We start from the raw sequence: 25545 nt of genomic DNA, 5'->3' as shown, positions 1-25545 counted from the left end.
CACAGATAGCGTCTCCTGTGTCCGTTAGAAATTTCAAACCTCGATTACTCACAGATAGCGTCTCCTGTGTCCGTTAGAAATTTCTAACCTCGATTACTCACAGATAGCGTCTCCTGTGTCCGTTAGAAATTTCAAACCTCGATTACTCACTGATAGCGTCTCTTGTGTCCGTTAGAAATTTCAAACCTAGATTACTCACAGATAGCGTCTCCTGTGTCCGTTAGAAATTTCAAACCTCGATTACTCACAGATAGCGTCTCCTGTGTCCGTTAGCTGGGGGGCGGGTTTGCAGTTGGGCTTGTGGGGGTAGGTTCGGGTGCGGGTTCAGGTTCAGGTTCAGGTTCAGGTGTGGGTGCGGGTTTGGGTTCGGGTGCGGGTTCGGGTCTGGGTTCGGGTTCGGGTTGATGTAAGGAACGCTCAAAAAAACCAGAGCCTATATAGGCACTGGTTTCTATCAACTAGATGGAGCCGAATGTCATCTTAGGTTAGTGGCACGCCTGCTGCCCAAAGGCCCGCGGAACGAATCCACTTCCCATAAGCCTCCGATTGAAAAGATGGCGAATGATGGCCTGGCATCAGGTAAACGACTCTGCCCAACCCATATGTGCGTGTCCATGCTGCAGGCCATTCTTTGCCTTCATGCGTATACGTCAGAAGGAGCTCGATTGGCGCGAACGGGTCTAGTTCGAAGCGGTACGGTTCTTCGTCCATCTCGAACGGCTCGAGTCCGTTCGTTAACGGATGGGTGCTCTCCGTCTTCGTGAAAGGGAGTGTCGTGTACGCCGGGTGCCCCGTGAATCGAGCTCCAATTAACTGGCTAAGCTCTGGGCTGCCCTGGATCGAGATGCCGTTGTGGATGACGAGCAGTCCACCTCCGCCAGCAACATATTGGAGGAGACCTGCTGTTTCCTCCGCCGCAGGTACTTTGTTCCAAATATCTAAGTACGAAACGACTAATGGATAGGGCTGGAGGAAGTCCACTTTCAGGTGGGTGGTCCCTTCTGCCGCTGTCACTTGAAAAGACGCCCCAAGATTATCGATAATTAGCTCCTGCACCGCCCGCAACGTATGGTACGGCGCATCGTCGTTATTGCCAAGAAGCAAGGTAGGTATACTTGCCATACGAATCCATCTCCTTTTTACTTCATGTCACCATAGCTTACCACGGCCATTGTCCGCCTTGGTAGTCGGTCAGTGCCAGCGCCTGATCCGGCCAATCAGGTCCAAGCCGCTGCTCAAGGAGGCCGAGAATGTGCTGAGAGGATTGCTCTGGCGACAGCTTGGCAGTCTCATCAAGCTCGCCCTTCATGTAGGACTGTACATGCCCGGGATGCACAACCAGCACTTTGCCGCCTAGCGGAGAAATTTGGTTATGAACGAGCTGCGATTGCATGTTGAGTGCAGCCTTGGACATGCAGTAAGCATACCAAGCTGTCCGCTTACAAGCCCCTATGCTGCCTGCTTCGGACGAGATGTTCACAATGATTTTGTCGGTGCTTTTTAAAAGTAGATCCATCAGTCCATTCGTCATACGCAATGCGCCGAGTGTATTCACGCGGAACACTTGCTCGATGTCTTCAAAATCCAACTCATCCTGAATCGTGGTGGAAATGTCCCCCAGGATGGCTCCATTATTAATGAGCAGATCAAGCTGCTCCGTTTCAGCAGCCACCGTAAGCAGTGCTTCCGCTACGCTCTTCGCATCGCTGATGTCCAGATGAATAGGACGCACCCGCTTACCATAGGCTGCCTTCAACTCTTGCAATGCCTGACATTCCTCCGCATACTGCCCTGCCCATACATCATAACCTCGTGCCAACAGTCCTTTGATCAAGGCGAGGCCAAGCCCTCGGTCCGCTCCGGTAACCAGAGCCCATCGATTGTTCTTCATAGGAGCAGCTCCTTTCATTTATTGTATACATCAGAGGACACCTTACCAAGCATAAGCCTCGGGAGCTGCTCCGCCTGGCCCTGGGAAAATCCGATCCAGCTCCTTCAGTGTCGCTTCATCCAACTTAATTTCTACCGCTCGGAGCGTGTCCAGCAGCTGCTCCACCGTACGCGGCCCGATAATTGGCGCTGTCACGGTCGGGTTGGCGAGCAGCCAAGCTAACGCCACATGCGCGGGTTTTTCACCTAGATCGCCGCACAAACTCGCGAAATCTTCCAGCTGATTGCGATGCTTAGCTACGAGCGCCTCACTTTGTCTGCTTCTTCGTGTACCTTTGTCAGCTGAAAGCGCATTGCCGCCAAGCAGTCCACCCGCTAGCGGGCTCCACACGACGACGCCTAATCCCAAATCCTGAGCGGCTGGCAACACTTCCAGCTCTGGGAGGCGGTTCAGCAAATGATATTTATGCTGCTCGCTCACAAGCCCCAGAAAATGTCGCTCTTTGGCTGCTGCCTGCGCCTTCATCAAGTGCCAGCCCGCAAAATTGCTAGAGCCGATATAATCGATTTTACCCTGATTGACCAATCCCTCAAAAGCACCCCAAATCTCCTCCCACGGCGTACGGCGGTCAATGTGATGCATTTGGTAAAGCTCCACATGATCCGTTCGCAGACGGCGAAGCGAATCTTCGAAATGGCGGCGGATTTTATATAAGGACAAGCCACTCTCATCGTTGGGTCCGTATAGTGGCTTGTGAAGTTTTTCATATACTTTGGTTGCCAATACAACTCGTTCCCGGCGGTTATCGCCTTGCGCGAACCAGTTGCCGATAATCGTCTCCGTGGCGCCAGAGTTTGCTCCCCAACCGTAAATATCAGCGGTATCAAAGAACTGAATGCCCGCATCCAATGCAGCATCCATAATGCGGAACGCTTCGGCCTGTTCCGTATCGACACCAAAATTCATCGTACCCAAACAAAGCTTACTTACACGCAGCCCAGACCTGCCTAAATAATTGTATTTCATTTGCATGCTCTCCTCTTATGGTCAATTTAAACTTTCAAGTTTTAGATCAATTGGCGCTGCTTAAAATCTCCTCCGGCCGTTGGAATCCTGCAATGTCTTCACCATACCTTCATGCTCCCTGCTGGCGGTAGTTCACCAATGCTGTATAGCAAAATGACGGCATCTGCAGCTCCATACCAATCTGCTTCGAGAGATTCTGAGATCTTTTGACTGTACCCTCCTAAAGCGCTTGTTCGGTGAGCATCGATAGAACGACCTACTTTTTTATTCGATATTCGCCACGTTGGTTTGCCTCACTTTGTAATGAATTCATATGAATTGAGTTCATTCTAGTCCATATCGGAAGTCACTGCTATAATAAAATGGAAGCACTATATAGCATAAAGACATATTTTCTTTCAATATGTATAGGGAGCAGCTACTGATGGCCAACCATAAAATTGCACAGTACTCGATCGAAGCCCAACAAGATATCCAATTCTACTACACGGGCACGGAACAATGCGTTGGGGGTCAGTCTTGGGGACCTGCGATTAAGCAAAGCTATAAAATCTTCTATATTCACAGTGGCAAGGGTATTTATCGTGTTGGCGATGAAACGTATCACTTATCTCAGGGACATGTTTTTCTGATATCTCCCTATGTCGTTTCTTTTTTTCAAGCGGACGAGAAGGAGCCATGGGACTTTTCCTGGGTCGCATTCGGCGGTGGCATCGTCCAAGATTATTTGCGGCAAGCTGGCTTTACACCAGACAATCCCATCATTACATGCAATCGGGAGTTGGAAATCAGGCAGTGCTTCAACAAACTGTTTGATGCGAACCAGCAGGTTTACAGCAAACCGTTACAGTTGACTTCGGCGCTATATGCCTTTCTAGCCTTGTTGCTGGAGTCCTCTCAACATGAGCCCCCCTCCTCTCAGCAGAAAACCATGAAAGACTTGTACGTGGCGCAGGCGATCTCTTTTATGAAAAACAACTATGCCCGAACGATTACGATCGAGGAAATGGCACAAACACTAGGGCTCAGCCGTAAATACATCACGAGCCTCTTCAAAGCAGCCATCGGGAAACCGCCTCAGCACTACTTAGGCGAGATCCGGCTGAGCAAAGCATGTGAGCTGCTGACAAGTACGTCACTTTCGATAAAGGAGATCGCATACTCTGTGGGGTATACGGATCAGCTGCATCTTAGTCGGATGTTCAAGAAGTTGTATGGTATCTCACCCAGCCAGTATCGGGATGGCGTTACAACTGCCAACCAGCCATCAATAAAAAAATAACCACATCAGCCCAAAGGCTAACGTGGTCATCTCCATTAATATCAGTACACTTCTACTTCAGCAAAGGCCATCCGGTACCGATTCGCATCACTCGGATTCGGGCGTAGATTCGTCCCTTCGATTTTCACATATCTTGCAGATACCGCAGAAACCGTAAAACTCTGAACAGCATTCCCCGGCTGCGCATAGCCCGTTCTCGTCACAACCGTCGACCAATTCACGCCATCTGTAGACGCTTGGATCGTAAAATCAATCGGGAAATTCTGACCGATATTTCCTGCATCATTACGCGGATACAGGTCAACCTTGGTCACGCTGCGATTAGCCCCCATATCCAGTGTCATGGATTCGGTGTGATTCGCAGTTAAGCTGTTGTTGCTGGTCCATCCCATTGAACCCGTAACGGAATTGCGCCCGCCGTCATTCACTTTGTTCGTGGAGTAATTGCTGTTTTCCAATGAGCTGCTTGCTGACACGATGGCCCCAGTTGCGTAATTAGCCGCATAGATTTCCACCTCAGCAAAGGCCATCCGATACCGATTCGCATCGCTTGGGTTCGGTCGCAGATTCGTCCCTTCGATTTTCACATATCTTGCAGATACCGCAGAAAACGCAAAACTCTGAACAGCATTCCCCGGCTGCGCATAGCCCGTACGTGTAACCACCGTCGACCAATTCACATTATCGGTAGATGACTTAATCGTGAAATCGATCGGAAAGTTCTGACCGATATTGCCTGCGTCATTTCGTGGATACAGATCGACCTTCGAAATCGTCTTACTAGCCCCCATATCAAGCGTCACTGACTCTGTATGATTCGTTGTTAAGCTGTTGTTACTGGTCCATCCCATAGAACCTGTTATGGTATTGCGCTGCCCATCATTGATTTTCACAGTGGAGAAATTCGTATTCTCAACAGAGCTAGAAGCCGAAACACTGGCTCCTATTGCTAAGTTGCCTACCGTTCCGTTCACTTCAAACTCCCAAAGGGAATAGCCGTATGAGGAGCCTCGCAAGGTGCCATTCATTTTCACATAACGAGCCACAGTAGGCGTAAGGCTTATATCATCGACACCGCCATCTCCAGTCGTCGTGCTAAATGCATTTGACCAGTTGACTGCATCATTTGATACTTGAATTTGATAACTTTTGCCATATGCAGCTTCCCAGTAAAGCTTTACGGCATCCACATACACCGGGGAGCCTAGATCCACATAGATCCACTCGGCATCTGTATAGCTCGAACCCCATCTCGTACCAAAGTTTCCATCAAAAGAAAGACTCGGCGCAGCAGCAGAAGATGAGGCTGTAGCTGGTTTATTCAAAGCTAAATTGGGTCGTTGCACAGGTTCTGCAATTTGCGTTGGCAGGATAGTCACAGGTGTATGATAAGCTCGATTGAGGATGTTCAATTGCGCTAAATTTTGCGCAGGTGTCGCACTGCCTGGCATAACAATGTTATTAAATGTAATATTGCTAATGTCTTTCGTGCTGCTGTAGCCTTTCAATGTCCCTAATGTCGTTCCTGCATCGCGGACTAGAATATTTTTGACATTCAATGTATTAATCGTACCGCCACCGAAGCCATCGGCATTTCGAATAATAAAGTAGGCCCATGTACGCGTGCTATCGTTGGTATTGGTCACTCGCTCAATATCGATATTATCAAAGGTAACATTCGTCAGTGTTCCAACCCCATATTTGTGGTCGACTCCGATACCGACAGATGAGTCGTAAACTACACTGTTTTTGAAAGTAACGTCACTTTGATTTTGTCTCATACCTTGACCTACTTTAAACCCAAAGCAAACCGTCCAGGAAATAAGGTCATCGAACACGACATTACTGACAGGCTCAGGGCTCCCAGGCCAGCTTAAACTAATATCCACCGTTTGATCCCACGATTTCGTTGTGTAAGGATCATCCAGGCCAATGCCGATCCCATGCTGAACGAGCACATTTTGGGATTCATTCACATCAATACCGTCATTCTCTCCCATATCAAAACGGTTAAAGATCTTCATATTTTTGAACGTAAGATCATTCGACCTTGCTGGCGTTACAGCCCACGAGCCGGAGTCGCGAATCAACGGTCCATCGAAGGTGAAATTGGTAGTCCCGATCGGCACAATAATATTACTGGCAAAATTGTTCGTCGTTGTCGCGTACTTGCCATTGCCGTCGATGGTACCTCGACCGTATATCTTCACATTGTCTGCGCCGGTCGGTGTGTATAACCACCAAGTGACGTCTCGATTCTGCGAATCCTTGTGCCAATTCACGGTATAATCGCTCGCTACCCCAGTAAAACGAAGTACAGCTCCGCCTTCTAAATATAAAGCAACGTCGCTTTTCAGCTGCAGATTTCCAGCCTTGTAGATCCCCGCAGGCACATAGACAATTCCTTGCCCACCTGTGTAGTTGGCCGCGTCATTAATGGCATTCTGAATGGCGGTCGTCGCCATGCCAGCACCCGTGCTATCCGCGTTATATGGAGAGGATTTCACATTATAAATCCCCGTCCCCGACGAGGCGGGTTTGTTCGTCTCCGCTGGGTCAGCGGCGATGACCAAAGCGCGTTGCCCGTTGATTTTGACAATCAAATATTCGTCGCCACTGACTGTAAACGTCAGCTTATTGCCACTCGTAGTTCCCGACAAATTGAGCTTCTTCGGACTGATCGAGTAAGAGGTAATGCTCGCTTGCCCAATGGCCGTAATCTCAATGGTTGCTGCTCCCGACATGGAGAAATGGGCATAATCGTAATCACCTGTGTAACTAACTACGGGAATTGTTGTTGCATCTACCTTGAGGCCATACACCGTGGATGCGGTGTAGATCGAAGGTAACGCATAAGACGAGATTGTCGCTGCATGGACCTGAACAGGCAAAGCACCTAAACTCCCAAGGATAAAAATAAATGAAAACAAACTAATCAACCAAACCTTCATTTTTTGCAAAATAAATTCCCTCCTTCAGGTTGTTCTCGACACAGCGAGTTAATAAAGCGCTTACATTTCTTATCTTATAAAAACTGCCCTCGTTCCCACAATGCGGGAACTTCCATATCAAGGGCAGCTTTCTTGCGAACTTAGGGGTATTCAGACACACTCATTTCCAGTGCAGTAACTGAACGTCGCCTGAAATCCCCCATTTGACGAAATGAGCGCAGCTCACTCGCGTTTGTTCAGGAGCATCGGGACGATCTGCAAAATTTTTAATCCCTTTGTACTGGTCAGGACTCGTTAAATAACGATCTCCGTCCAAATGGTGATGGGGTCCGTACATGTTGAAGGTACTTGGATATAACAGCACCTCAAGCTCATAAGATCCTTCCAGAAGCGATTGCGGAAGCGGTACGGACCAATCAGGTCCCCAACACCAACCAAGCTCTTGTCCACCCAATTTGACGAATGCAGCATCTGCCCATAGATCAGTCAACTGAATGTCACCGCGTTCCGAGGCATCCAGAAATACCGTTTTCCTCACTGCTATCGGTGAACTTGCATACGGAAAACCGGATTCAATCAAATTAGCACTATTGATCACCGCTGAGATCGGCGACAGCTCGAGAGGCCCCTCCAACATCCATTGATGCTCGTCCTTCTCGATCAACGCTGCTTTGCTCTTAACGGCGAAATTACCGCGCAGGAACGCGATTGGGAAAGCTTCCCCCTCTGGCAAACTCTTTACCTCAAGCATCAGCTTCGATTTGCCGGCGATTTGAGCAACAGAGATGTCACCTTCGAACCCACTAGTCGTCGGTAACAGCTCCATAGGCTGGCCATTCACCCAAACCTCACTCACAGCATCGAGAAGTAATAGCGTCATTCCACCGAAGGACTCGGATTCTTCTAGGTTTAATTCAACTAGCAGCTTACCAGACTTTTGCTGTTGCAGTTCCACAAGGATTTGATTCCATTGCGGTGATTCTGCCATCCATGGTGTCTGTTTCAAATCTGAAGTCACAGCTGCAGAGACTACGGCTGAGGCTTTTATCGGCAATACATCCCGCCAATCCTCCGAATGACACAGTGTAATTCCCGCAGAACGAAGACGATCTTCGATCGCAGGATCCTTCCAACGGCAGCCGTCTGCAATCAGCACATGCGAATAGTCCCGCATGCCAATCCGAAGTGCACCATCCATAAAGAGACCAGACTCCTCAATGAACCGCTCCTCGCTTAACTCATAATGAAGTCCTGCCGCGTGGCATGCCTCAACGAGCGCCAGCATTTTGGCATTGAGAATCCCTGCCGTGCTTGCAGGAATGTTCGAGCCATCGTGCTCGTTCATTTGCATCGCATCGGTTGTATCGAAATGCGCCATGATACCGCGGGTTGGCGTTACGATCAGCACCTCCGGATTCGCTCGCAAATCCGGGAGCTGGGCTGCCTGCTTCTTGATCGAGGCAAGCAAGGCAGGGAATGCGTCCTTCCATGTCAGATGGCTCGGCATAGACGGTGGCCAATCCTGTACAGCTTGTGTTGTAAGTTTCAGCTGGTTCAAGTGGAGCACGATATGTTCCACACCGTGACCTGCCAGCCACATGACATAATTGGTGAAGGATTCCGGCGACACACCCCAGCCGCTGCCTCCCATCGCTTCAACCAGCGCCCCATCTCTGCCTTGCTGCATCGCGATCGAGTGAGCAATACGGGGGTAAAAGTTATTGCCGGGGAAGCGTTCTAAAGCGTCAATGGCCGGCGTTTCTACGTATTTTAAAACCTGAAAACAAGACCCGCTATACGATAGCTGAAAAAATGGACTTTCCTCCGCTTTCAAATGCGCGGTGAATTTCTTACCGTGCTTTTCGCACCAATCAGCGATCGGTTTGTAGAAGCTCGCAATGATCGCATCCGTCAACATTTCCCAATATCGCGCACGAAAGGTTTCATAGCCCTTGCCTGTTGTAAACAGAAGGGGAAGATTGGGAAGCAAGGCTTCATGGTATTTACCTTCATACAGTTCTACAAATCCCTCATCCCAAGGTATCGCACCCGTTTTCACAGTAATACCATGTCCATCTAAGAAGGCGACTTCATCTGAGAAAAAGCCTGTCACATATTCAAAGGCTTCCGGAAGCAAACCCTTGCGGTAGCCCTCATGAATGATCGCGATAAACGTTTGCGTAGCTGCTGCATCCAACGAAGAAACAGCCGCTTTCTCCCCGAAAACGAGCCGTCCTCCCTCCTCGTCGGAGATCCAGTTGACGTATTTGCATGAAGAGTCTGGCAGCCTTTTGATAACCTCACCACTTGCTGTTCCTGAAGGCCAGCCGTTCTCATCATAGATCCAGAAGATCATCCCCGTGGATTTGGCGTACAGGATCAAGTTCGATAGGATATGGAGATATTCTTCGCTCATGTAAACAGGTTCATTGGGATAGAACCGGGGATGAAAAATGACACCTTCTAGTCCCGCTAACCGAAGTTCATCAAGTCCCGCTTTCAACTGTTCCAGATTCAACGCATCGTTAATTGACCATAAACTGAGGAATGACAATCGATTTCTCATCTTAACTCACCTTTCCCTAGCTAAGCTTATTAAGCTCCGCCTTCTCACTGCCTAGCTTCACAACATAGGTATGTTGATCACTTTCCTTGTTCCATAGCACTTGAAGCGTGTTCGAAGATAGCATGGTCACCTCAAGCTTACCTTGGCGTGCTTCTTGTTGTTTCGCACCAAAGTGGAGTGTCTGAACATAGATCACGCTCTGCTCCACAGATGCAACGGCTATCAAAGACGTCCGCTGCCCGCTCGGCGGATTATCTGGTGTTAAAGCGCAGTATAGGTCCGCATGCAGTGAGCACCACAAGTGCTGTTCCAAATTCCCTTTGCGCATCTCATAAGCGAATGCTGGCGCACCCTGTACGAGCCTCTTCTTATCTTTGAGCCATTGCTGGTCCAGTCGACTTAGCTTATCATCCGTAGGCGACCAAACTGCCTCATCACTGACAAGCTCACCACTTATGTGATTGTTAAAATGAACCTCGCGTGTAGCTGGAACAGTTACCTGTACAATGTCCAACAGATGGTTTTCAACGAGTACATTCAGTCTCCGAATTTTAACGCGTTGGTAGGCGTCTACATCCCATGGATGAAGTTCAGCAGGCAAAATAATACGATCCTTCATCACATAGTCCTCTGAGAGCCAATCCACTGCCGTTTCCAGCCAAACACCCCAAGGTTCTTCGTGCATTTGAATCAATCGCCCATCCCGTGGCGGCTGGTCTGCCCCGTCAATACTTACGGTATTATGCGAATACGTATGCTTAAACCACCCATAATGAACTGGAATCCCGTATGCCGTGGTGCCTGGATCGACGAGTAACGGAATATCGCCGTGCATAATAGACAAGCCAAGTCGGTCCATATGATCATGCTCGCCGCCGAACCGGCTGTGCTTCACGATCACATGCCAGCCGTTTTGATTAACTATTTTGGTCAACCCGCTCACTGGCAAGGATCGTGTCCGCCGTACTTCCTCCCCAAGGGAGTCCGGAGCCTCCGCAGGCTGGCCTGCCAAATCTCCGCCGAACATCAACGCATAGACCGAATCTCTCTTAGATAAGTTCACGCTTTGCATACTCAAACCAGCTTCATCCATGCCATAGGCAGCCTGCAACAGCGAACGATATCTGGCTTCCCCATAAATACCGTAAGCAATTTCATAATACGGTGCATACGTGCCGATATGATGGCCAAGCCCTGCATCATTGAGCGTCGGCATTACGCCATTTGGCAAAACCACGTGCAAAGGAAAGTCGAACATCGCTTTTAGCGCGTTCATTTGCCAAACGTCCCTCTCTGTTCCTTCGGCAATCAACGCGTAGTGCAGCAAGGATTGAAACGCATAGAAGTGATACTGTACATTCCCCTCATACCATTGGCCATCTTCAAATATCCCTCGCACGAGCTGATCGCGCAAGCCATATTCTCCTTCTAGGCCAGCATCCAAAATCTCTTTATCATTAAGTAAAAGTCCCAGCGCCGCAATTGCAGACGTAATCAGCACCGAATGATTATGAATCTGTTCTTCCTTATGTGCAATGAGGAAACGTGCACATGGCTCAAGTAAACCACGGCGTATCTGTGTGATTTCCTCTCGTGTCAGATGCTCCTTAATCATGTCAAAGCCAAGGGCTAAATCCGTGATCCAATGGGCTTCATCTAAGGTTTGGGCAAATAATTTCCCAGGCCCATTATACGGAATATTCCCATGGATGGCATACGTTTCATAGTGGTCGGCATACGCCATCAGATAGGATTTAACGAATTGTAATCGCTCAGCGTTCGGTTCAATCGCATATAACAGAGCGATGTGATAGACAGCGCGACCGATCTGACTATGTGCCAATGACGTCCACCCCCCATCGAGCCGTGCATGTTGCCGCTCTTTCCCACAGGTAGGACAGCGATGAAGATGAGGCTTAAGCCACTCGAAAGTGAGCCTAGCCCCATCTTCATCACAATAATAATAATGCATCCATTCACCTTGCTCATGGGAGCGAATGGCGAAGGTGATCTTCGCCGCTTCTTCCGCATCCCGTCGTAACAGCGCCATTGCTGATTGAAACTCTGTGTTGACCGCGTTTCCACGCAGTCTCTCTAAACGCTTAATGTCCATGGTCAGAAGTCCTCCTAGCCTTTCAATGAACCCGCCGTCATTTGCATAAATGAACGATTCGCAATCATATAAACCAGCAACAACGGAAGAATCGATAAGCACGCTCCCGCGAGCATATAGTGCGTTTGAACGGCTGCTGAGGAGCCATACCGCAGGTAGGATAACCCGACTGTTAAAGTTTGAAGCTTCGGATTCGTCATCGTAAATACGAGCGGTCGCAGGTACTCATTCCACGCCCCGCAAAAGGTAAACAAGGCACCAACCCCAAGTCCTGGTCGCATGAGAGGCAGAATAATTCGCCAGAAAATGCCTGCGTTGGAGCAGCCGTCAATTCGCGCGGCTTCGTCTAGTTCCCGGGAAATCCCCTGCAGAAAGCTTAACAGAATAAAGAAGATATACGCATGACCACTAACCAGAATGAGGACAACGCCCCATAAACTTGTATTCAAGTGCAGCTTCACCATCAGCTCGAACTGCGGTCTAATCACGACTGCGCCAATGGAGATAAACATCGTAGATGCTTGAATCGCCACATAGATCGCTTTTCCCGGGAATTTGATACGGTCAACCACATAAGCGGCCATGGAGGCTACGGTTAGTACGCCGATTGTCGTTGCTCCACTCAGGAACAAGCTATTCCAAGTAAATCTCGCAAAGTTGGCCTGTACCCAGGCTTCCTTATAATTTTCAAAATGCCAGGAAGACGGGAATATTTTGCCCCCCTTGGTAATCTCCAAGTTAGACATAAAGGAGCCTAAAAAAGTCACAACAACTGGGAATACGATGAGCAAAGCGGTTATCAGCAAAAACAACCAAAGCAGCGCTCTTCCACCCAATCTCCCCACCGAGAATGACTGGGTTTGTTTCTTTGTATGAACAGCAGGTATCACTTCTGTCACTTCCATGATTTCAGGGTCTCCTCCCTATTGAAGTTTGTTTAGGCGCTTCGACATCAAGTGATAAACAAGCGTGATGATGCCGACAATGACAGCCGTCATGAAACCAACAGCGCTTCCATAGCCAAACTGTTGATCAGTAAAAGATCCTGATGGTGTTGGGAAAAAGAGCTTGTAGACATACAGATACATGACTTCCGTCTTCCCTACCGGCCCGCCTTCGGTTAGAACCATAATGCTCTCATACCCTTTGAGAGAATTGATGATCGCGAGCATGATCACGATCTGCAGCACGGGACCTAGCATCGGAATCGTTAAATACCAGAACTGCTGCCATTTATTCGCACCGTCCAAGGAGGAGCTTTCGTACACATCATTCGGGATATTTTGAAGACCAGCTAGAAATAACAGCATGTAGTTCCCTACCGCTCCCCATACCGCAATGATGATCGTGGTCAGCATCGCATGCTTGGGTCCGAGCCAATCGATTCTTTCAGAGATGATATGAAACTTTAATAAATACTGATTAAGAATACCGTTGTACGAGTTAAAGATGATAAAAAATACGACTGCCATAACCGCTGAACTAATAATTGTAGGCATGAAATAGATCGCTCTTAACCAGTTGCGTCCACGCAGCTTGGAATTTAAAATAACGGCAAGTACTAAGCATAACGGAAGGGTTATGATGAGCTTGCCACCTGCATAGACGAATGTATTTACGACAGAATGCCAGTACTCCGTATCTCGGAAGAGTCGACTGAAGTTATCGAATCCAATAAATGTTGGAGCTGCATAGCCTTTGTACTCATAAAACATGTATCGAATCGCCCAAGCAATCGGATAGACGCCCAGCACCATGGTCAGTAGAAAGCTTGGAAATAAAAATAAGTATGAAAAACCGATCTGGCGTGTCCTGTTCATCCCATTCCCTCCTAAAATCCCCAAAAAGTGAAGCTAAGAAGAGCGCGAGAGTGGAGTTTCAGCCCCACTCTCGCTTTGAACCTCTTCAATTAGCTCTTATTTCATCATTAATTTCATTGGATCGAAGCTTGGGTTCGGCGTTACTTTAACGTCACCCTTTGTCACTGCTTTATCTAATGCATCATTATAGCGTTTGTTCAAATCTTGGATAATTTGATCCAAATTGCCGCCACTGATCATATATTTGAAGAAAGCGTCATTGAATTTCATACCTTCCACAGTAACGGTTGGTTGAAGCGGCCATGTGCCGTCATTTCCAATTGGCAAGAACCCATCAATTCCTTTGATCTCAGGTTTTTTCGCTACAGAAGATACGGATGGCACCATGGATAAGCCAAAGCCTTTTTCATGATACGTTTTCAACACTTCATCCTGATACATGAAATTCATGAATTTCCAAGCTTGATCGGCATTTTTAGTTGTGTTACTGATGGCTAACCATTGTCCGCCTAAGAAGGATGTTGCCCCTTTGATCGTACCGTCAATTGTTGGAACAGGTGCTGCTGCCCATTCGATCTTCGCTGGGAACTGATTCGCGTACACGCCTGGCTCTGAGGAGAAGGAGATGTACATCCCGATTTTGCCTTCTGCGAATTGTGCACGCAGCGGATCAATATCCAAGGACTCCATACCTGGCAATGTGCTGCCGTCGTCTACCATTTGCTTGAACGATTGAAGGATTTCTTTATAGCTAGTAAAGTCGAACTTCGCTGTTTTGAAATCAAAGCCAAGCCCGCCGTAGCCGCTTGCTTCTGCGATAACCCGTGCCGAACGGCCTAGTGCACTCTCAGGGCTCTTGAAGTTTTGAGCAAATCCATAAGAACCATTGGCTTTACCTACGGCTGTAATTTTCTTCGCATCTTCAACCATTTCTTTCAATGTCTTCGGAGGTGCTGCAATGCCAGCTTTGGCAAAAAGCTCTTTATTGTAAACAAGGCGCAGTGTCGAGCCATAGTTCGGAAGGCTGTACATTTTGCCGCCGATGCGGTTGAAATCATCAATAACCGGGAATTTCTTTTTAATCGCATCTGTTAGGTAGGAATCGATTGGTTTGAGGTAACCTTTCGCTGCAAAAGGTTGAATCGTATTTTCCTTAACACGGATAACATCAGGCGCCTGGCCGGAAGCAAAGGCTAGGTCAATGGCTTGGTTGAAGTCTTCTGTCTTTACAACCATTTCAACTTCAATATTCTCGCCATTCGTTTCGTTAAATTTCTGTACAACACTCTTGATATAATCCATATCATGACGGTCACCCGTCCAATATGAGAGCTTAGTCTTTGCTTTTGCAGGAGCTGCACTAGCCGGTGCAGTAGATGCTTTCGCGGACGCTGCAGGACTTGCTGCTGTATCCGTTTTGGTAGAGCTACAAGCTGCTAAACTGCCTGCGAGTGCTACTGTTAATGTGACCGTCCCTAATTTTCTAATCATGTGTAAGCCTCCCTTGAATCTGTTGTTTACATTTCTAATAGTAAAAGAAAATCCATGTCCTGATAATGTGGTCAACTCTTGAATGAGGGCAGATATTTCTATATGATGCACTTCCTATGACTTAAAAAACAGGCAAGCCCTCACAGTTTGGAGGACTTGCCCAGCGACATTTCTTTGAATTCCGTCGGTGTAAGACCGGTCTGCTTTTTAAACACCTCACTGAAATAACGCCGATGCTCGTAGCCGAGCTGCTGTGCAATTTCCTGTACTTGAAAATCTTCAATTAGCATCGACTTCGCTCGATCCATTTTGGCATGGGTAACGAACTGTTGGAAGGTAGACCCGGTTACTTTTTTGAACAAATTCGAATAGTACCCCCAGCTTAAGTTCACTTGCTTCGCACAGTGCTCCAACGTCAACTCCACATCTAAATTCGCTTTGATATACTCAGCTGAACGAATAATGATCTTCTGAGACTCACTGGCCCGCTCCTGATGGATCATCCGACACCCGATCTCACACAGCTCAATGAACCACGTGCGATACTCCTGCATATCGGCTCCACTAGTTCGAATGACTTGATTCTTTGATTCAAATTCTGCCAGGCTTGGGCGTGGGAATTTCTCCATCAGCACTCGCAGCATGCGCAGAACAAGACCTTGCAGCAAGCGCTCTACGACACCCGGTTCCGGTAGTATAGACACTTTCCCCATCTCATTAAAAATCGTATTCGCCCACTCCACACAAGCATCCCGATTACCTGAGCGGAAAGCGAACAGAAACTCATTCTCGCTATCCTCTGTATAAATCCACTCTACAGGCTGAGCGGCTGCATCCGTGTTGTAACTGAACGCACCATTGCCTCCCGTGTAAAAATGATACGATAAGGCACTAAGCGACTGCTGATAGCTCTTAGGCAGCTCTTGCACAGTCTCTACGCATTGTCCGATGCCGATGGAAATCGTAAATTTGGTATGCCTGGCAATGTTCGCACAGCATTGGTCTGCGACCGCTATAGGTGACTCTTGATCTGCGACATTGAGAATACAAATATAGCGATTGAACCCCTCTCGAAACACGACGGCTGCCCCGTAAAAGGCTATCGTTTCTTCAACGATATTTTGCAAAGAAAAACGGACTAGCTCGAGCTCCTTTACAGGAACTTCGCCATATTTGTCCGTAAACTGATCAATCTGAATCGTCATCACTGCAAAGGGCGCTCGCAATTCATTAATGTCTAGAAAGTCCGATAATCGCGCTAATTCGGCGTCGTTTGTTTGATGGTAGACGAGTAGGGATAAATATTCCTGCCTAAGCGCGGGCATGCTTTCTTTAATCTTCTGTTGGAGTCCAATCAGCTGGGTGCGGCTACGGTTCTCTTGCTCCCAGACTTCCTTGGCTTTGACGACTGCTTTCACAATTTGATCGATAGAAAATGGCTTCTTCACATAATCTAAGGCGCCATATTGAATGGCTTTTTGCGCATAATCGAAATCGGTATAAGCACTCAAAATGACAACTTTACTCGTTGGAAGAATTTCCATAATGTTGCGAGTCATTTCTAAACCATCCATCTTGGGCATGCGAATGTCAGTTAGAATAAGATCGGGTTTCGTTTCTCGAATAACGGCAAATCCTTCCTCCCCATCGGTTGCGCTGCCCACAATTTCGATGCCGTGCTCATGCCAAGGAATTTTCTTCGTAATCATATCAACAACACTTCGAATGTCATCTACCACACATAGCTTAATTAGTCGGTCCATGGAAATCCTCCTCCGTCTCATATCGTGGCAGCCACAGTTCAATGCGGGCACCGCCCCATTCATTTGTCGTAATCTCCATCCGTTGCTCTGTCCCGTAATACAACTCTAGTCGGGTATAGATATTTCGCAGGGCATAGCCATGCTTCGAGGTAGTTGGATGCATCATGCTTTGTAACAGTTTCTCCGGTATCAGCCCTAGCCCATTGTCTTCCACCGTGATATGGAGCCATTCGCCATCTGTTCGAGCTGTCAGTTGGATTTCACCGCCCGATTTCATATCCTTAAAACCGTGCAAAATACTATTTTCAATCAGCGGCTGAATAATGATTTTGGGAACGAGGCAGGCATTTAGCTCAGGCTCGACTTCCATCCGGCAGACGAATAAATTCTCATACGACCTTTGTTGAATAGCCAAATATTGACGAACATGATCGAGCTCATCTGCGAGTGGAATCAAATCACGTCCTCCACTTAGGCTCAATTGAAACATATTGGATAAGGCCAGAATCATTTCATTGACATCCTCGTTTTCACCAAGTACCGATTTACAATAAATCGTATTGAGCGTGTTATAGAAAAAATGCGGGTCCATTTGCGCTGTCAAAGCTTTAATCTCCGCTTTCCGTTTATCACGTTCTCGATTGGTGACATCCGCGATGAGCTGCTTAATCTCGTCCAACATCCGGTTGAAACGGAACCCAACCTGGGAAACTTCATCCTTATACGCACTTTCAAAACGCACTTCCAAATCATTCTCCTCTACTCGTTTCATGAGTTTTTGGAGTCTATACAACGGCTTGAGCAGTAAGAGCGTCAAATTGTTCGTAATCAACAACGACACGAGAACAAATCCAATCGTGACCAGCATCGTGGCTTGCTTAATCCCATTCAATTTGGCCAACAATTTATCTTTGGCCTGGACGCCCACAATCATCCAATCTTCCTTGATATCCAGCCGCGCATAATTAACGAGATAGTTATTCCGATCCTTATCCTCGAAAAAAAACGATCCTTTACTATCATTGGTAAGTTGCTTAACAAAATCAGGACGTTGAATAAACACATTATCCTGAATACGCTCGGAATAATTAATATCTGCCCCTTGCGAATCCACGAAGTAGTAGTGCTTATTCGGGTCCGACAAATTGTCCATGAAGAGATCACGTAAATCATCTTCCTTCACATTGATGACCACATACACATTCGTTGACTCATTTTGCAAATACGAATCTTCACTTACACCTTCTGCGACAAGCGATAGAACCCGCTGTTTCCCCGTAAAAAAAGGATCCACATGTCCCGTGCTCCAAAAGCCGCGTTTTAAAAGCTGGAATTGATGAAACATATCGGATTCAAAAAAGGAATTCGAAATATTTCGCGCACTGGAGGTGGGATAGAAATCCCCAATTGGCGTGGCGATCAATATACTATCGATCATAGAATCATTGAATTTCACCTGGTTGAAAACATACTGTAAAGCCGTTAATGACTTATAGTAGCTTGAGTTATCCTTATTCTGAACATCCTTCATCAGCTGCTTGAAGGCGTCACTGAACATTAAGGCCCGCACCGCGGTACCGATATTTTTCAGTCTTTCATTCACAATTTGCGCGGATTGATTCACGGTATCTTGGCTCGACTGCATAGCGTTGCGCTGAATTTCCTTCGAAGCGATCAGATAGGCAATGCTGCCTGTAGCTACAAGACCTACTGTAATGAAGATAACAAAAGTAAACCAGATGCGTTGTTTGAGTGAAAAGGAATGGAACAGGCGTGACAGCCACGACCAGATAGCAAGCTTATTCATAGGCGACGTTTGCACCTTCCTGTATGTGAGAGGATAGTCTTTATCTACTATATTATAGTATAGGTCACTTTCCGAAGGCATGGGGGAAATTCAAGATCGAGGGCAGCTATTTCGTTATATAGCCCAACAAATAGAACATATGTTCTTTATTTTTCTGAATAAATGTGGTAATAATAAAAGGTAGACTTTTTACCTTTCAACTATTTCAATCTAAGGAGCTGTTTATTCATGTCCGTTCGTTTAACTCCGTATTTAGTATTGCCTGGTACTGCTGGTGAAGCTATTGCCTTTTATGAGAAAGCGTTGGATGCGCAAGTCCTATTTAAGCAAACCTTTGGTGAAATGCCTGCGAGTCCTGATTACCCGCTAGCTGATGAACAGAAAGGTCTTATTGCCCATGCCATGCTGCAAGTCGGCGAAAGTCAATTGATGTTTTCGGACTCCGACTCAGGTAAACCCGTTCAGCAGGGAGATCACGTGACGATCTGTATTACAACGAAGGATGCCAGCAAATCCAAGCAATTCTTCGAAGCCTTGAAAGAAGGCGGCACGGTGATTATGGACCTGCATGAAGCATTCTTCAGCCCAGCATACGGACAAGTGAAGGATAAGTTTGGCGTGACTTTCCATCTGTTCACCGAAGGCGCAGCAATGAATTAAACGTGAAAGAACGGCCTTGTTCGCATGATTGCGACAGGGCCGTTTTGTTTGGGGCTTGGCTGGTAACGTTGATTAGCCATCTGATCGGCTGAATGATAGCACACACAGGAGCAAGCGATCGTTCTCGTGAAGTGCAGCTCCCACGCGGTTAAGCAAACTGCTCTGCACCTGCATACCAGAACAATGCGTATTCCGTCATCACTGAAGCATGCCCCATTTGGCGCAGCATGGCCGTGACATTCCCCCGATGATACGTTGCGTGATTCACAACCTGTAAAACCATTTCAGCCAAACTGGTTTCCCTTACGCCTGCATAGGGATTATCGACCACGATTTTCTTTTCCAAATCAGGCTGTTCCTTCAGAAATGCCTTAAATCGCAGCGACAACTCGCTGTACATGGCCTCTAGTTCATCCAAGCTTTTGCTCTCTGTTGTTTCGGTTATCGGCCAAGAGGCTGACATAGCCGCCTGCATATCCATACCTCCAAGTATGTCTAACCAAACACGGTCTGTGAGGTAGATATGAGCAATCACTTTCGAGACTGTCGGAAATACACTCTGAATCTCTTGGCGGTACACCTCCTGTGGAAGCTCCTTCAACCTGTTTATCAGCGTTTGATTCGCCCATACATGATAGTCATACATACGTTCAGCCGTTTGTGTCATTCAACATACACTCCTTCAATTGGTTTATTCGTTATTTCCAGTTATACCCTTATTATAAAGGGAATACCCTGACAACTATCTGTCAGGGTACTTATTTCGCGTTTTATTACCACATAAGAATTTATAAATTTCCGGTACTCGGAAGATCAAATTCTTATTGGCGATAAAAACTACATTTAAAACGCGGTCGCTCATCCTTGAATTACTTCGATAGAAGATTTTCTCATTTTCCTTGCTTATTCATGTAGTCCACATATTCTTTCTCTGCATCCGCTGTAGCTGGATACCATTCTTTCTCCAGGAAGTCCTTAAACTGTTGGAGCGTAAGCGTGCCCATCAAGTATTTTAATTCTTGATCGTCTTTTTTCTTCACGAGATCCGGAATGGCTGTATTCAGGTTCAAGATTTTAGGTGAGCGAACGGCAGGGACGTTGACAACAGTCACTTGCTTCATCGCCGCATCCAATTGCGCTTTATACGTATTCAATCTCTCTACCGTATCCGCACCCTCAATAATCGCTGGGTTGCCATCGATTGCGTTCGCAAGTGTCATATACGTGCTCGTTGTGGCAGCAAGTTTAGTTGCTTGGTCGGCTGTACGGGAAATATTTTTCGTAGCAGGATCATAGCTGTCAAAAGTTAACCCTTTCATACCTAGCTGGAACAAGGTGTTCGCTTCAGTCGTATTACCCCAATCTAGGAATTTCAATACGCCATCCACATTTTTGGACGATTTCGGAATCATCCAGCCGCCCCACATTGCCGGCGTAACAAGATCTGTTGCCACACCTTTGCTATCTTTCAAAACAGGTTGGTACGAGTATTTCTTGTCAGACTCTTTATCCTTGGCCAGGTTGGCCATAACCGCATACTGATGGGAATAGATAATGCCTACACGATTCTGATTCAGCTTCTCTTGATCCACATAAATCTTGTTTATCAAGTATTCAGGATCGATGAGCTTTTGTTCATTTAACTCTTTAAGATACGTCAAGAAAGGAATATAGCCGGACATTTTCTCTCTGATTTTATATGCACCATCGGTATCCTTGACGCCATTGATAATTGGGAGATCAAAAGCTGATGCCAAGAAGAAGGTTGAATTCCACACCGTATTGCTGCCAAGGCTTGGATTGGACAAGCTCAGACAGTAGGTATCGGCTTTACCGTTGCCATCTGGATCATTATTGGTAAATGCTTTACACACATTCGTAAACTCATCCAATGTTGTAGGTGCTTTCAAGTTCAACTTATTTAGCCATTGCTGGTTGACCATATAGCCCCAGTGATTCACAACGTTCGTTCTAGGAATAATATACGTTTTCCCATCATTGATGGCTTTAACAGCGTCCCACATTTCTTTCGTAATGTTTTTGGTCAAATTTGGGTATTTCGCAATCTTGTCATCAAGCGGCGTCAGTAGACCATCCTTGGACCATTTCTCCAGATTCGCGTCAGCCCCGCCCCAGTTATATACGAGATCTGGCAGATCACCGGATGCCATCATCACCTGAAGCTTCTCGACATAGTTGTTAATTGGAGGTGCCTCAACCGACAGCTTCACATTGGCCAACTTCTCAGCTTCTGCAATCACGGGATTGTTATCAATGACTACGTTCGCATTGACCCGGTTAAACATTTTGATGCTGACAGGCGCTGCTTTGGCTGGTGCTGTTGACGCTGTGCTTGTACCCGGTGCTGTCGTAGCAGCTGTTGTGCTAGCTGGTGTATCCGTGTTAGAACTACAAGCCATAACGATGGAAGACAATAATCCGATGCAAATTAGACTGCTTGCGATGCTTTTGACTGACCCTTTCAATACCAACAACTCCTTTATAATTGCTATTATTAAACTGCGGGATGGCAGATTTAATCGAAGGTATGGCACTACGAAAGAACGAAATTCGAAATTACCCTTTAATCGAACCTACCAGTACACCCTTCATGAAATACTTTTGCAGGAAAGGATACACAAGCAGAATCGGGAGTGTCGCAAATATGATGATCGCCATTTTAATCGTAAATACCGTAATACCGCTGTTGTTCATATCCATGGAATCTTTGGCAATGCCGCCGTCATCGACGACCATCTCCCGCAAAATCAACATCAAAGGCCAAAGACTTCGCTTGGAGGTGTAAATAATCGCGGAGAAGAACGTGTTCCATTGCGTCACCGCGTGGAAAATAACGAAGGTCGCAATAGCCGGCTTAGAAAGTGGCACAATAATTTTATATAAAACCTTGATTTCATTGGCCCCATCGATAAAAGCCGACTCCTCCAAGCTCGCCGGTATAGCGCTTACAAAGTTCTTCATTAAGATCAAATTGTAGGCGCCCAAGACGCCAGGTAAGATCATTGCCCATAAAGTGTTGTATATATGCAACGTTTTGATTAAGTAAAAGTTAGGAATTAAGCCACCATTGAAGAACATCGTGAAGGTAATGAGAATCATAATGATATTTCTGCCCTTTAAGTCCGTTTTGGATAGCGGATAAGCTGAGATCAGGAGCAGGAAAATATTGAGAGCTACACCGATAATCGTGATGAGCAACGTATTCTTATACCCGGTCCACATGAGCGGCATCTGCAGAATCTGCTTATACGCCGCTAGCTCAATGTGATAAGGGATGAGCTTTAAGGGATTCGCCAAATACTCAGAGTACGGTGTAATCGAAAATGCAGCCACATAGAAGAACGGAAATAAGCAAACGATTGCAAACAGCGTCACAATGCCATAATTCAAACCATCAAAAACTTTATCGCCAAACGATCGAATACCCACAACTGTAACCTCCTCTTACCAAATCCCATCTTCTTTCATCCACTTTGCGATCTGGTTGCTGGCTAGCAGGAATATCAACCCAATCACAGAGGTGAACAGCCCAACGGTTGTACCGAAAGAGAACCTTCCGCCAATCAAACCGACGCGGTACACATAGGTCTCAAACACTTCGGAAACACTGAGGTTCAACGGATTTTGCAATACAAAAATCTGTTCAAAGCCATTGCCCATAATATGACCCAGCCTTAGAATCAGCAGGATAATAATCGTCGATTTAATCCCTGGCAGCGTAACGTATCGAATTCTTTGGAAGCGGTTCGCGCCATCGATACTAGCAGCCTCATACAGTTCCGTATTGATCCCTACCATCGCGGCTAAGTACAAAATGCTTTCCCAACCCGATTCTTTCCACATGCTGCTGAGGATCACCAAAGGTCGGAAGTAATTCGTATCTGCTAGGAAGAACACCGGCTCAAAGCCAAACTGCTTCAAGAAAATATTAACGACGCCCCATGACGGGGATAAGAAGTTGACTAGAATGCCCCCAATGACCACCCAAGAAATAAAATGCGGCAGATAGATAATCGTCTGCGTAATACGTTGATAGGTACGGTTACGCATCTCATTAAGCAGCAATGCCAGTAGTATCGGGAATGGAAACCCAAATACAAGTCGTAGAAAACTTAAGTACAACGAGTTCCAGAACACCGTGTAGAAATCACTGAGCCCGAACATGTACTTGAAATTCTCGAAACCAATCCATGGACTTCCGACAATCCCTTTGGAGAAATTAAAATCCTTAAACGCAATGATAATGCCGTACATCGGCACATAATTGAAAATGAGAAAGTACACAACAGCTGGAATCAATAGGATGTACAAATATTTCTTCTTATTGATGTAGCGCAATGCAAGCTGCGTCTTACTCCTAGCCATCTCAGATGCCATACCGATTCGTCACCACCTAACTGAGTGTCAGGTACGCCTCTCATTTGTTCTGAAGCGCACGTTGTTGCTTGAAAATATCGTAAATATCTTTGCTCAAAATAATCGTATCCTTGTCCTTCTCATAAAAGGCCTTATACCATGCGTCCACCTGTTTGCCTCCAGCTTTCTCCCATGCAGCGATCGCATCCTTCTTCGCTTGTTCTGGCGAATAGTTCGGTGTCAGAATCGCCTTCATCCAAATGTCACCATCGCCAACATCCACTTGCTTCATCGTATCCGTGAGAATCTCCTGAAGGTCTTTCGGCAGCTGTGGCATTTGCTCGGAATGCGTGGGACCTGCCATTTGTAAATTAAAATCGATGAAGGAAGAATTGGCTTCGAACATCTTCGTAACTTCCTGCTGCAAGGGGTCTTTCGTGTCCATTTTCTCCACACCGAAATAGCATTTACCTGCAAGTGTTGGTGAGGCTAGCATCCCGAAATCGCCAGATGCATAGTTGAATTCCTTCTGCCATTTATTCAAGTCTGTCATCTGCGGGCATTGACCTGGCAGGGTCTTACTGTGCACACCTTCGAACCCATAGTACATTGTTTTCATAAACGTCTCGGAAGCTGCAAAATCAACATACTTCATCACCGCTTCCGGATCTTTCGCCTCGGCATTGACGACACCCGTCATTTGGATCGGATTCACGAAAATCGGATTAAACCGTCCCACAGGAGTTTTGGGAAAGGGCATAATAGCCAGCTCGGCATCAGGTACATTCTTTTTCAAGCCCACATAAAAGTCGTTATAGAAGGTAATTGGGACATTGAACTGGTCCATATAAATGCCGATTTTCCCGTTTAAAAAATCCTGCTTCGCTTTAGATCCATTCTTATCGGTGTAAAAATCCTTGTCCACCAATCCCTCTGCGTAAAATCGCTTCTTGAAAGCCGTCACAGCTTGGATATTCTCCCAGCCATGAATGAGCTGATTGTCTTGCACAACGAACCCCGGATACGTAACGCCGAACATTTCGTTCAATGTTGCGACGGCGTTATAGGCTAGAGCAAGTCCATAGGTATCCTTTTTCCCGTTGCCATCAGGGTCCTGCTCCGTAAATGCTTTGGCAACCTGATACATCTCCTCGGTCGTTTGCGGAATGTTCAGATGCAGCTTCTCGAGCCAATCCTTGCGAATAAAAACACCGCGCTGAGGAATCGTTTCGTTAATGCGGCCAAATTGGTACAACTTGCCATCCGTGCCCTTCCCTGCTTTGCGCAATGCCGGAAATTTCGCCAAGAGTGCCTTGTATGTCGTGCTGTAGTTCTCAATCATATCGTCGATGGGACGAAGCTGTCCCTGATCGATCAACGGATTCTTGACATGCGGCGCATACTCCAGAATGAGATCTGGCGCGCCACCACCTGCGAATAGCGTGTTCAGCTTCTGATCAGATTGCGTCCTTGGTAAAGGAATGAAAGTGACATCCACGGGACCTGCTTGGTTAATCCATTTTGTCATGAGATTATTTTCAACCGTTCCTTGGCCCGAAGGAATGTTGCCACGATCATAAATCGTGACGGTAACCTTGCCCCGCTTCGCTGACTTCTGCGTGTCGGATTCTTGTGCATTCTTCATATGGGTAGAGCAGCCTGTCATAATGGATATGATTGCCACAGTGGTCATCAATATTGGAAGGCAAGCTCGTTGGATTGGATTACGCAGAGTGCTTCCCCCTCTCGTTGTCATTGTGTTTATCATACCATTATGTAGTTAATTGTAAGAAAATTG

At 46.7% G+C, this 25545-nt stretch carries 18 protein-coding genes; 2 read left to right on the top strand and 16 right to left on the bottom strand.

All coding sequences use genetic code 11. From position 1 onward, the window contains the following. Positions 1-480: 480 nt before the first annotated feature. From L6I86_RS29260 to L6I86_RS29250, 3 genes are read right to left on the bottom strand one after another with little or no spacing between them, the layout of a single operon-like run. A complete protein-coding gene (locus tag L6I86_RS29260; RefSeq protein ID WP_236291975.1) occupies positions 481-1122 on the bottom strand; it encodes a ThuA domain-containing protein in 642 nt (213 codons plus the stop codon). Positions 1123-1159: 37 nt separating this feature from the next. Continuing rightward, positions 1160-1891: an SDR family oxidoreductase gene (locus L6I86_RS29255; RefSeq protein WP_236291974.1), complete on the bottom strand. Its 732-nt coding sequence runs from the start codon at positions 1889-1891 to the stop codon at positions 1160-1162. A 42-nt stretch (positions 1892-1933) separates the two neighbouring features. Next, positions 1934-2917 (bottom strand): aldo/keto reductase, encoded by a 984-nt coding sequence (locus L6I86_RS29250; RefSeq protein ID WP_236291973.1) that lies wholly within the window; start codon positions 2915-2917, stop codon positions 1934-1936. A gap of 424 nt (positions 2918-3341) precedes the next feature. Between L6I86_RS29250 and L6I86_RS29245 the strand changes: the two genes are divergently transcribed. After that, positions 3342-4199 carry an AraC family transcriptional regulator gene (locus L6I86_RS29245; RefSeq protein ID WP_236291972.1) on the top strand — a complete coding sequence of 286 codons (858 nt, stop codon included), beginning with the start codon at positions 3342-3344 and terminating at the stop codon, positions 4197-4199. A gap of 41 nt (positions 4200-4240) precedes the next feature. Here L6I86_RS29245 and L6I86_RS29240 read toward each other — a convergent pair whose 3' ends face one another. The 8 genes from L6I86_RS29240 to L6I86_RS29205 all read right to left on the bottom strand — a co-directional run bounded on the left by L6I86_RS29240 (position 4241) and on the right by L6I86_RS29205 (position 18710). Further along, complete coding sequence (locus L6I86_RS29240; RefSeq protein ID WP_236291979.1) at positions 4241-7150, bottom strand: discoidin domain-containing protein; 2910 nt, start codon at positions 7148-7150, stop codon at positions 4241-4243. A gap of 160 nt (positions 7151-7310) precedes the next feature. Beyond that, positions 7311-9716, bottom strand: coding sequence for a hypothetical protein (locus L6I86_RS29235; protein ID WP_236291971.1), 2406 nt, complete (start codon positions 9714-9716; stop codon positions 7311-7313). A gap of 16 nt (positions 9717-9732) precedes the next feature. Next, complete coding sequence (locus L6I86_RS29230) at positions 9733-11829, bottom strand: heparinase II/III domain-containing protein (protein WP_236291970.1); 2097 nt, start codon at positions 11827-11829, stop codon at positions 9733-9735. A gap of 14 nt (positions 11830-11843) precedes the next feature. Beyond that, a complete protein-coding gene (locus L6I86_RS29225) occupies positions 11844-12734 on the bottom strand; it encodes a carbohydrate ABC transporter permease (protein ID WP_236291969.1) in 891 nt (296 codons plus the stop codon). A gap of 18 nt (positions 12735-12752) precedes the next feature. After that, positions 12753-13649 (bottom strand): carbohydrate ABC transporter permease, encoded by an 897-nt coding sequence (locus tag L6I86_RS29220; RefSeq protein WP_236291968.1) that lies wholly within the window; start codon positions 13647-13649, stop codon positions 12753-12755. Positions 13650-13745: 96 nt separating this feature from the next. Then, entirely contained in the window at positions 13746-15140 is a 1395-nt protein-coding gene (locus L6I86_RS29215) for an ABC transporter substrate-binding protein (RefSeq protein WP_236291967.1), read from the bottom strand. Between the two features lie 140 nt (positions 15141-15280). After that, positions 15281-16903, bottom strand: coding sequence for a response regulator (locus tag L6I86_RS29210; protein WP_236291966.1), 1623 nt, complete (start codon positions 16901-16903; stop codon positions 15281-15283). Further along, entirely contained in the window at positions 16887-18710 is a 1824-nt protein-coding gene (locus L6I86_RS29205) for a cache domain-containing sensor histidine kinase (protein WP_236291965.1), read from the bottom strand. The genes L6I86_RS29210 and L6I86_RS29205 overlap by 17 nt, the downstream gene beginning before the upstream one ends. 228 nt (positions 18711-18938) lie before the next feature. Between L6I86_RS29205 and L6I86_RS29200 the strand changes: the two genes are divergently transcribed. Further along, positions 18939-19370: a VOC family protein gene (locus L6I86_RS29200; RefSeq protein WP_236291964.1), complete on the top strand. Its 432-nt coding sequence runs from the start codon at positions 18939-18941 to the stop codon at positions 19368-19370. Between the two features lie 148 nt (positions 19371-19518). Here the strand turns inward: L6I86_RS29200 and L6I86_RS29195 are convergent, their stop codons facing one another. From L6I86_RS29195 to L6I86_RS29175, 5 genes are all read right to left on the bottom strand, one after another. Next, positions 19519-20037, bottom strand: coding sequence for a DinB family protein (locus L6I86_RS29195; RefSeq protein WP_236291963.1), 519 nt, complete (start codon positions 20035-20037; stop codon positions 19519-19521). Positions 20038-20260: 223 nt separating this feature from the next. After that, positions 20261-21856, bottom strand: coding sequence for an extracellular solute-binding protein (locus tag L6I86_RS29190; RefSeq protein ID WP_236291962.1), 1596 nt, complete (start codon positions 21854-21856; stop codon positions 20261-20263). Between the two features lie 91 nt (positions 21857-21947). Beyond that, positions 21948-22820: a carbohydrate ABC transporter permease gene (locus L6I86_RS29185; RefSeq protein WP_236291961.1), complete on the bottom strand. Its 873-nt coding sequence runs from the start codon at positions 22818-22820 to the stop codon at positions 21948-21950. A gap of 15 nt (positions 22821-22835) precedes the next feature. Continuing rightward, positions 22836-23768, bottom strand: a complete 933-nt coding sequence (locus L6I86_RS29180; protein ID WP_236291960.1) for an ABC transporter permease — start codon at positions 23766-23768, stop codon at positions 22836-22838. Between the two features lie 40 nt (positions 23769-23808). Further along, a complete protein-coding gene (locus L6I86_RS29175; RefSeq protein WP_236291959.1) occupies positions 23809-25440 on the bottom strand; it encodes an extracellular solute-binding protein in 1632 nt (543 codons plus the stop codon). Positions 25441-25545 lie beyond the last annotated feature (105 nt).

The organism is Paenibacillus allorhizoplanae, assembly GCF_927798215.1.
GTDB lineage: Bacteria > Bacillota > Bacilli > Paenibacillales > NBRC-103111 > Paenibacillus_E > Paenibacillus_E allorhizoplanae.
This window is presented reverse-complemented; position numbering and strand designations above follow the sequence as displayed.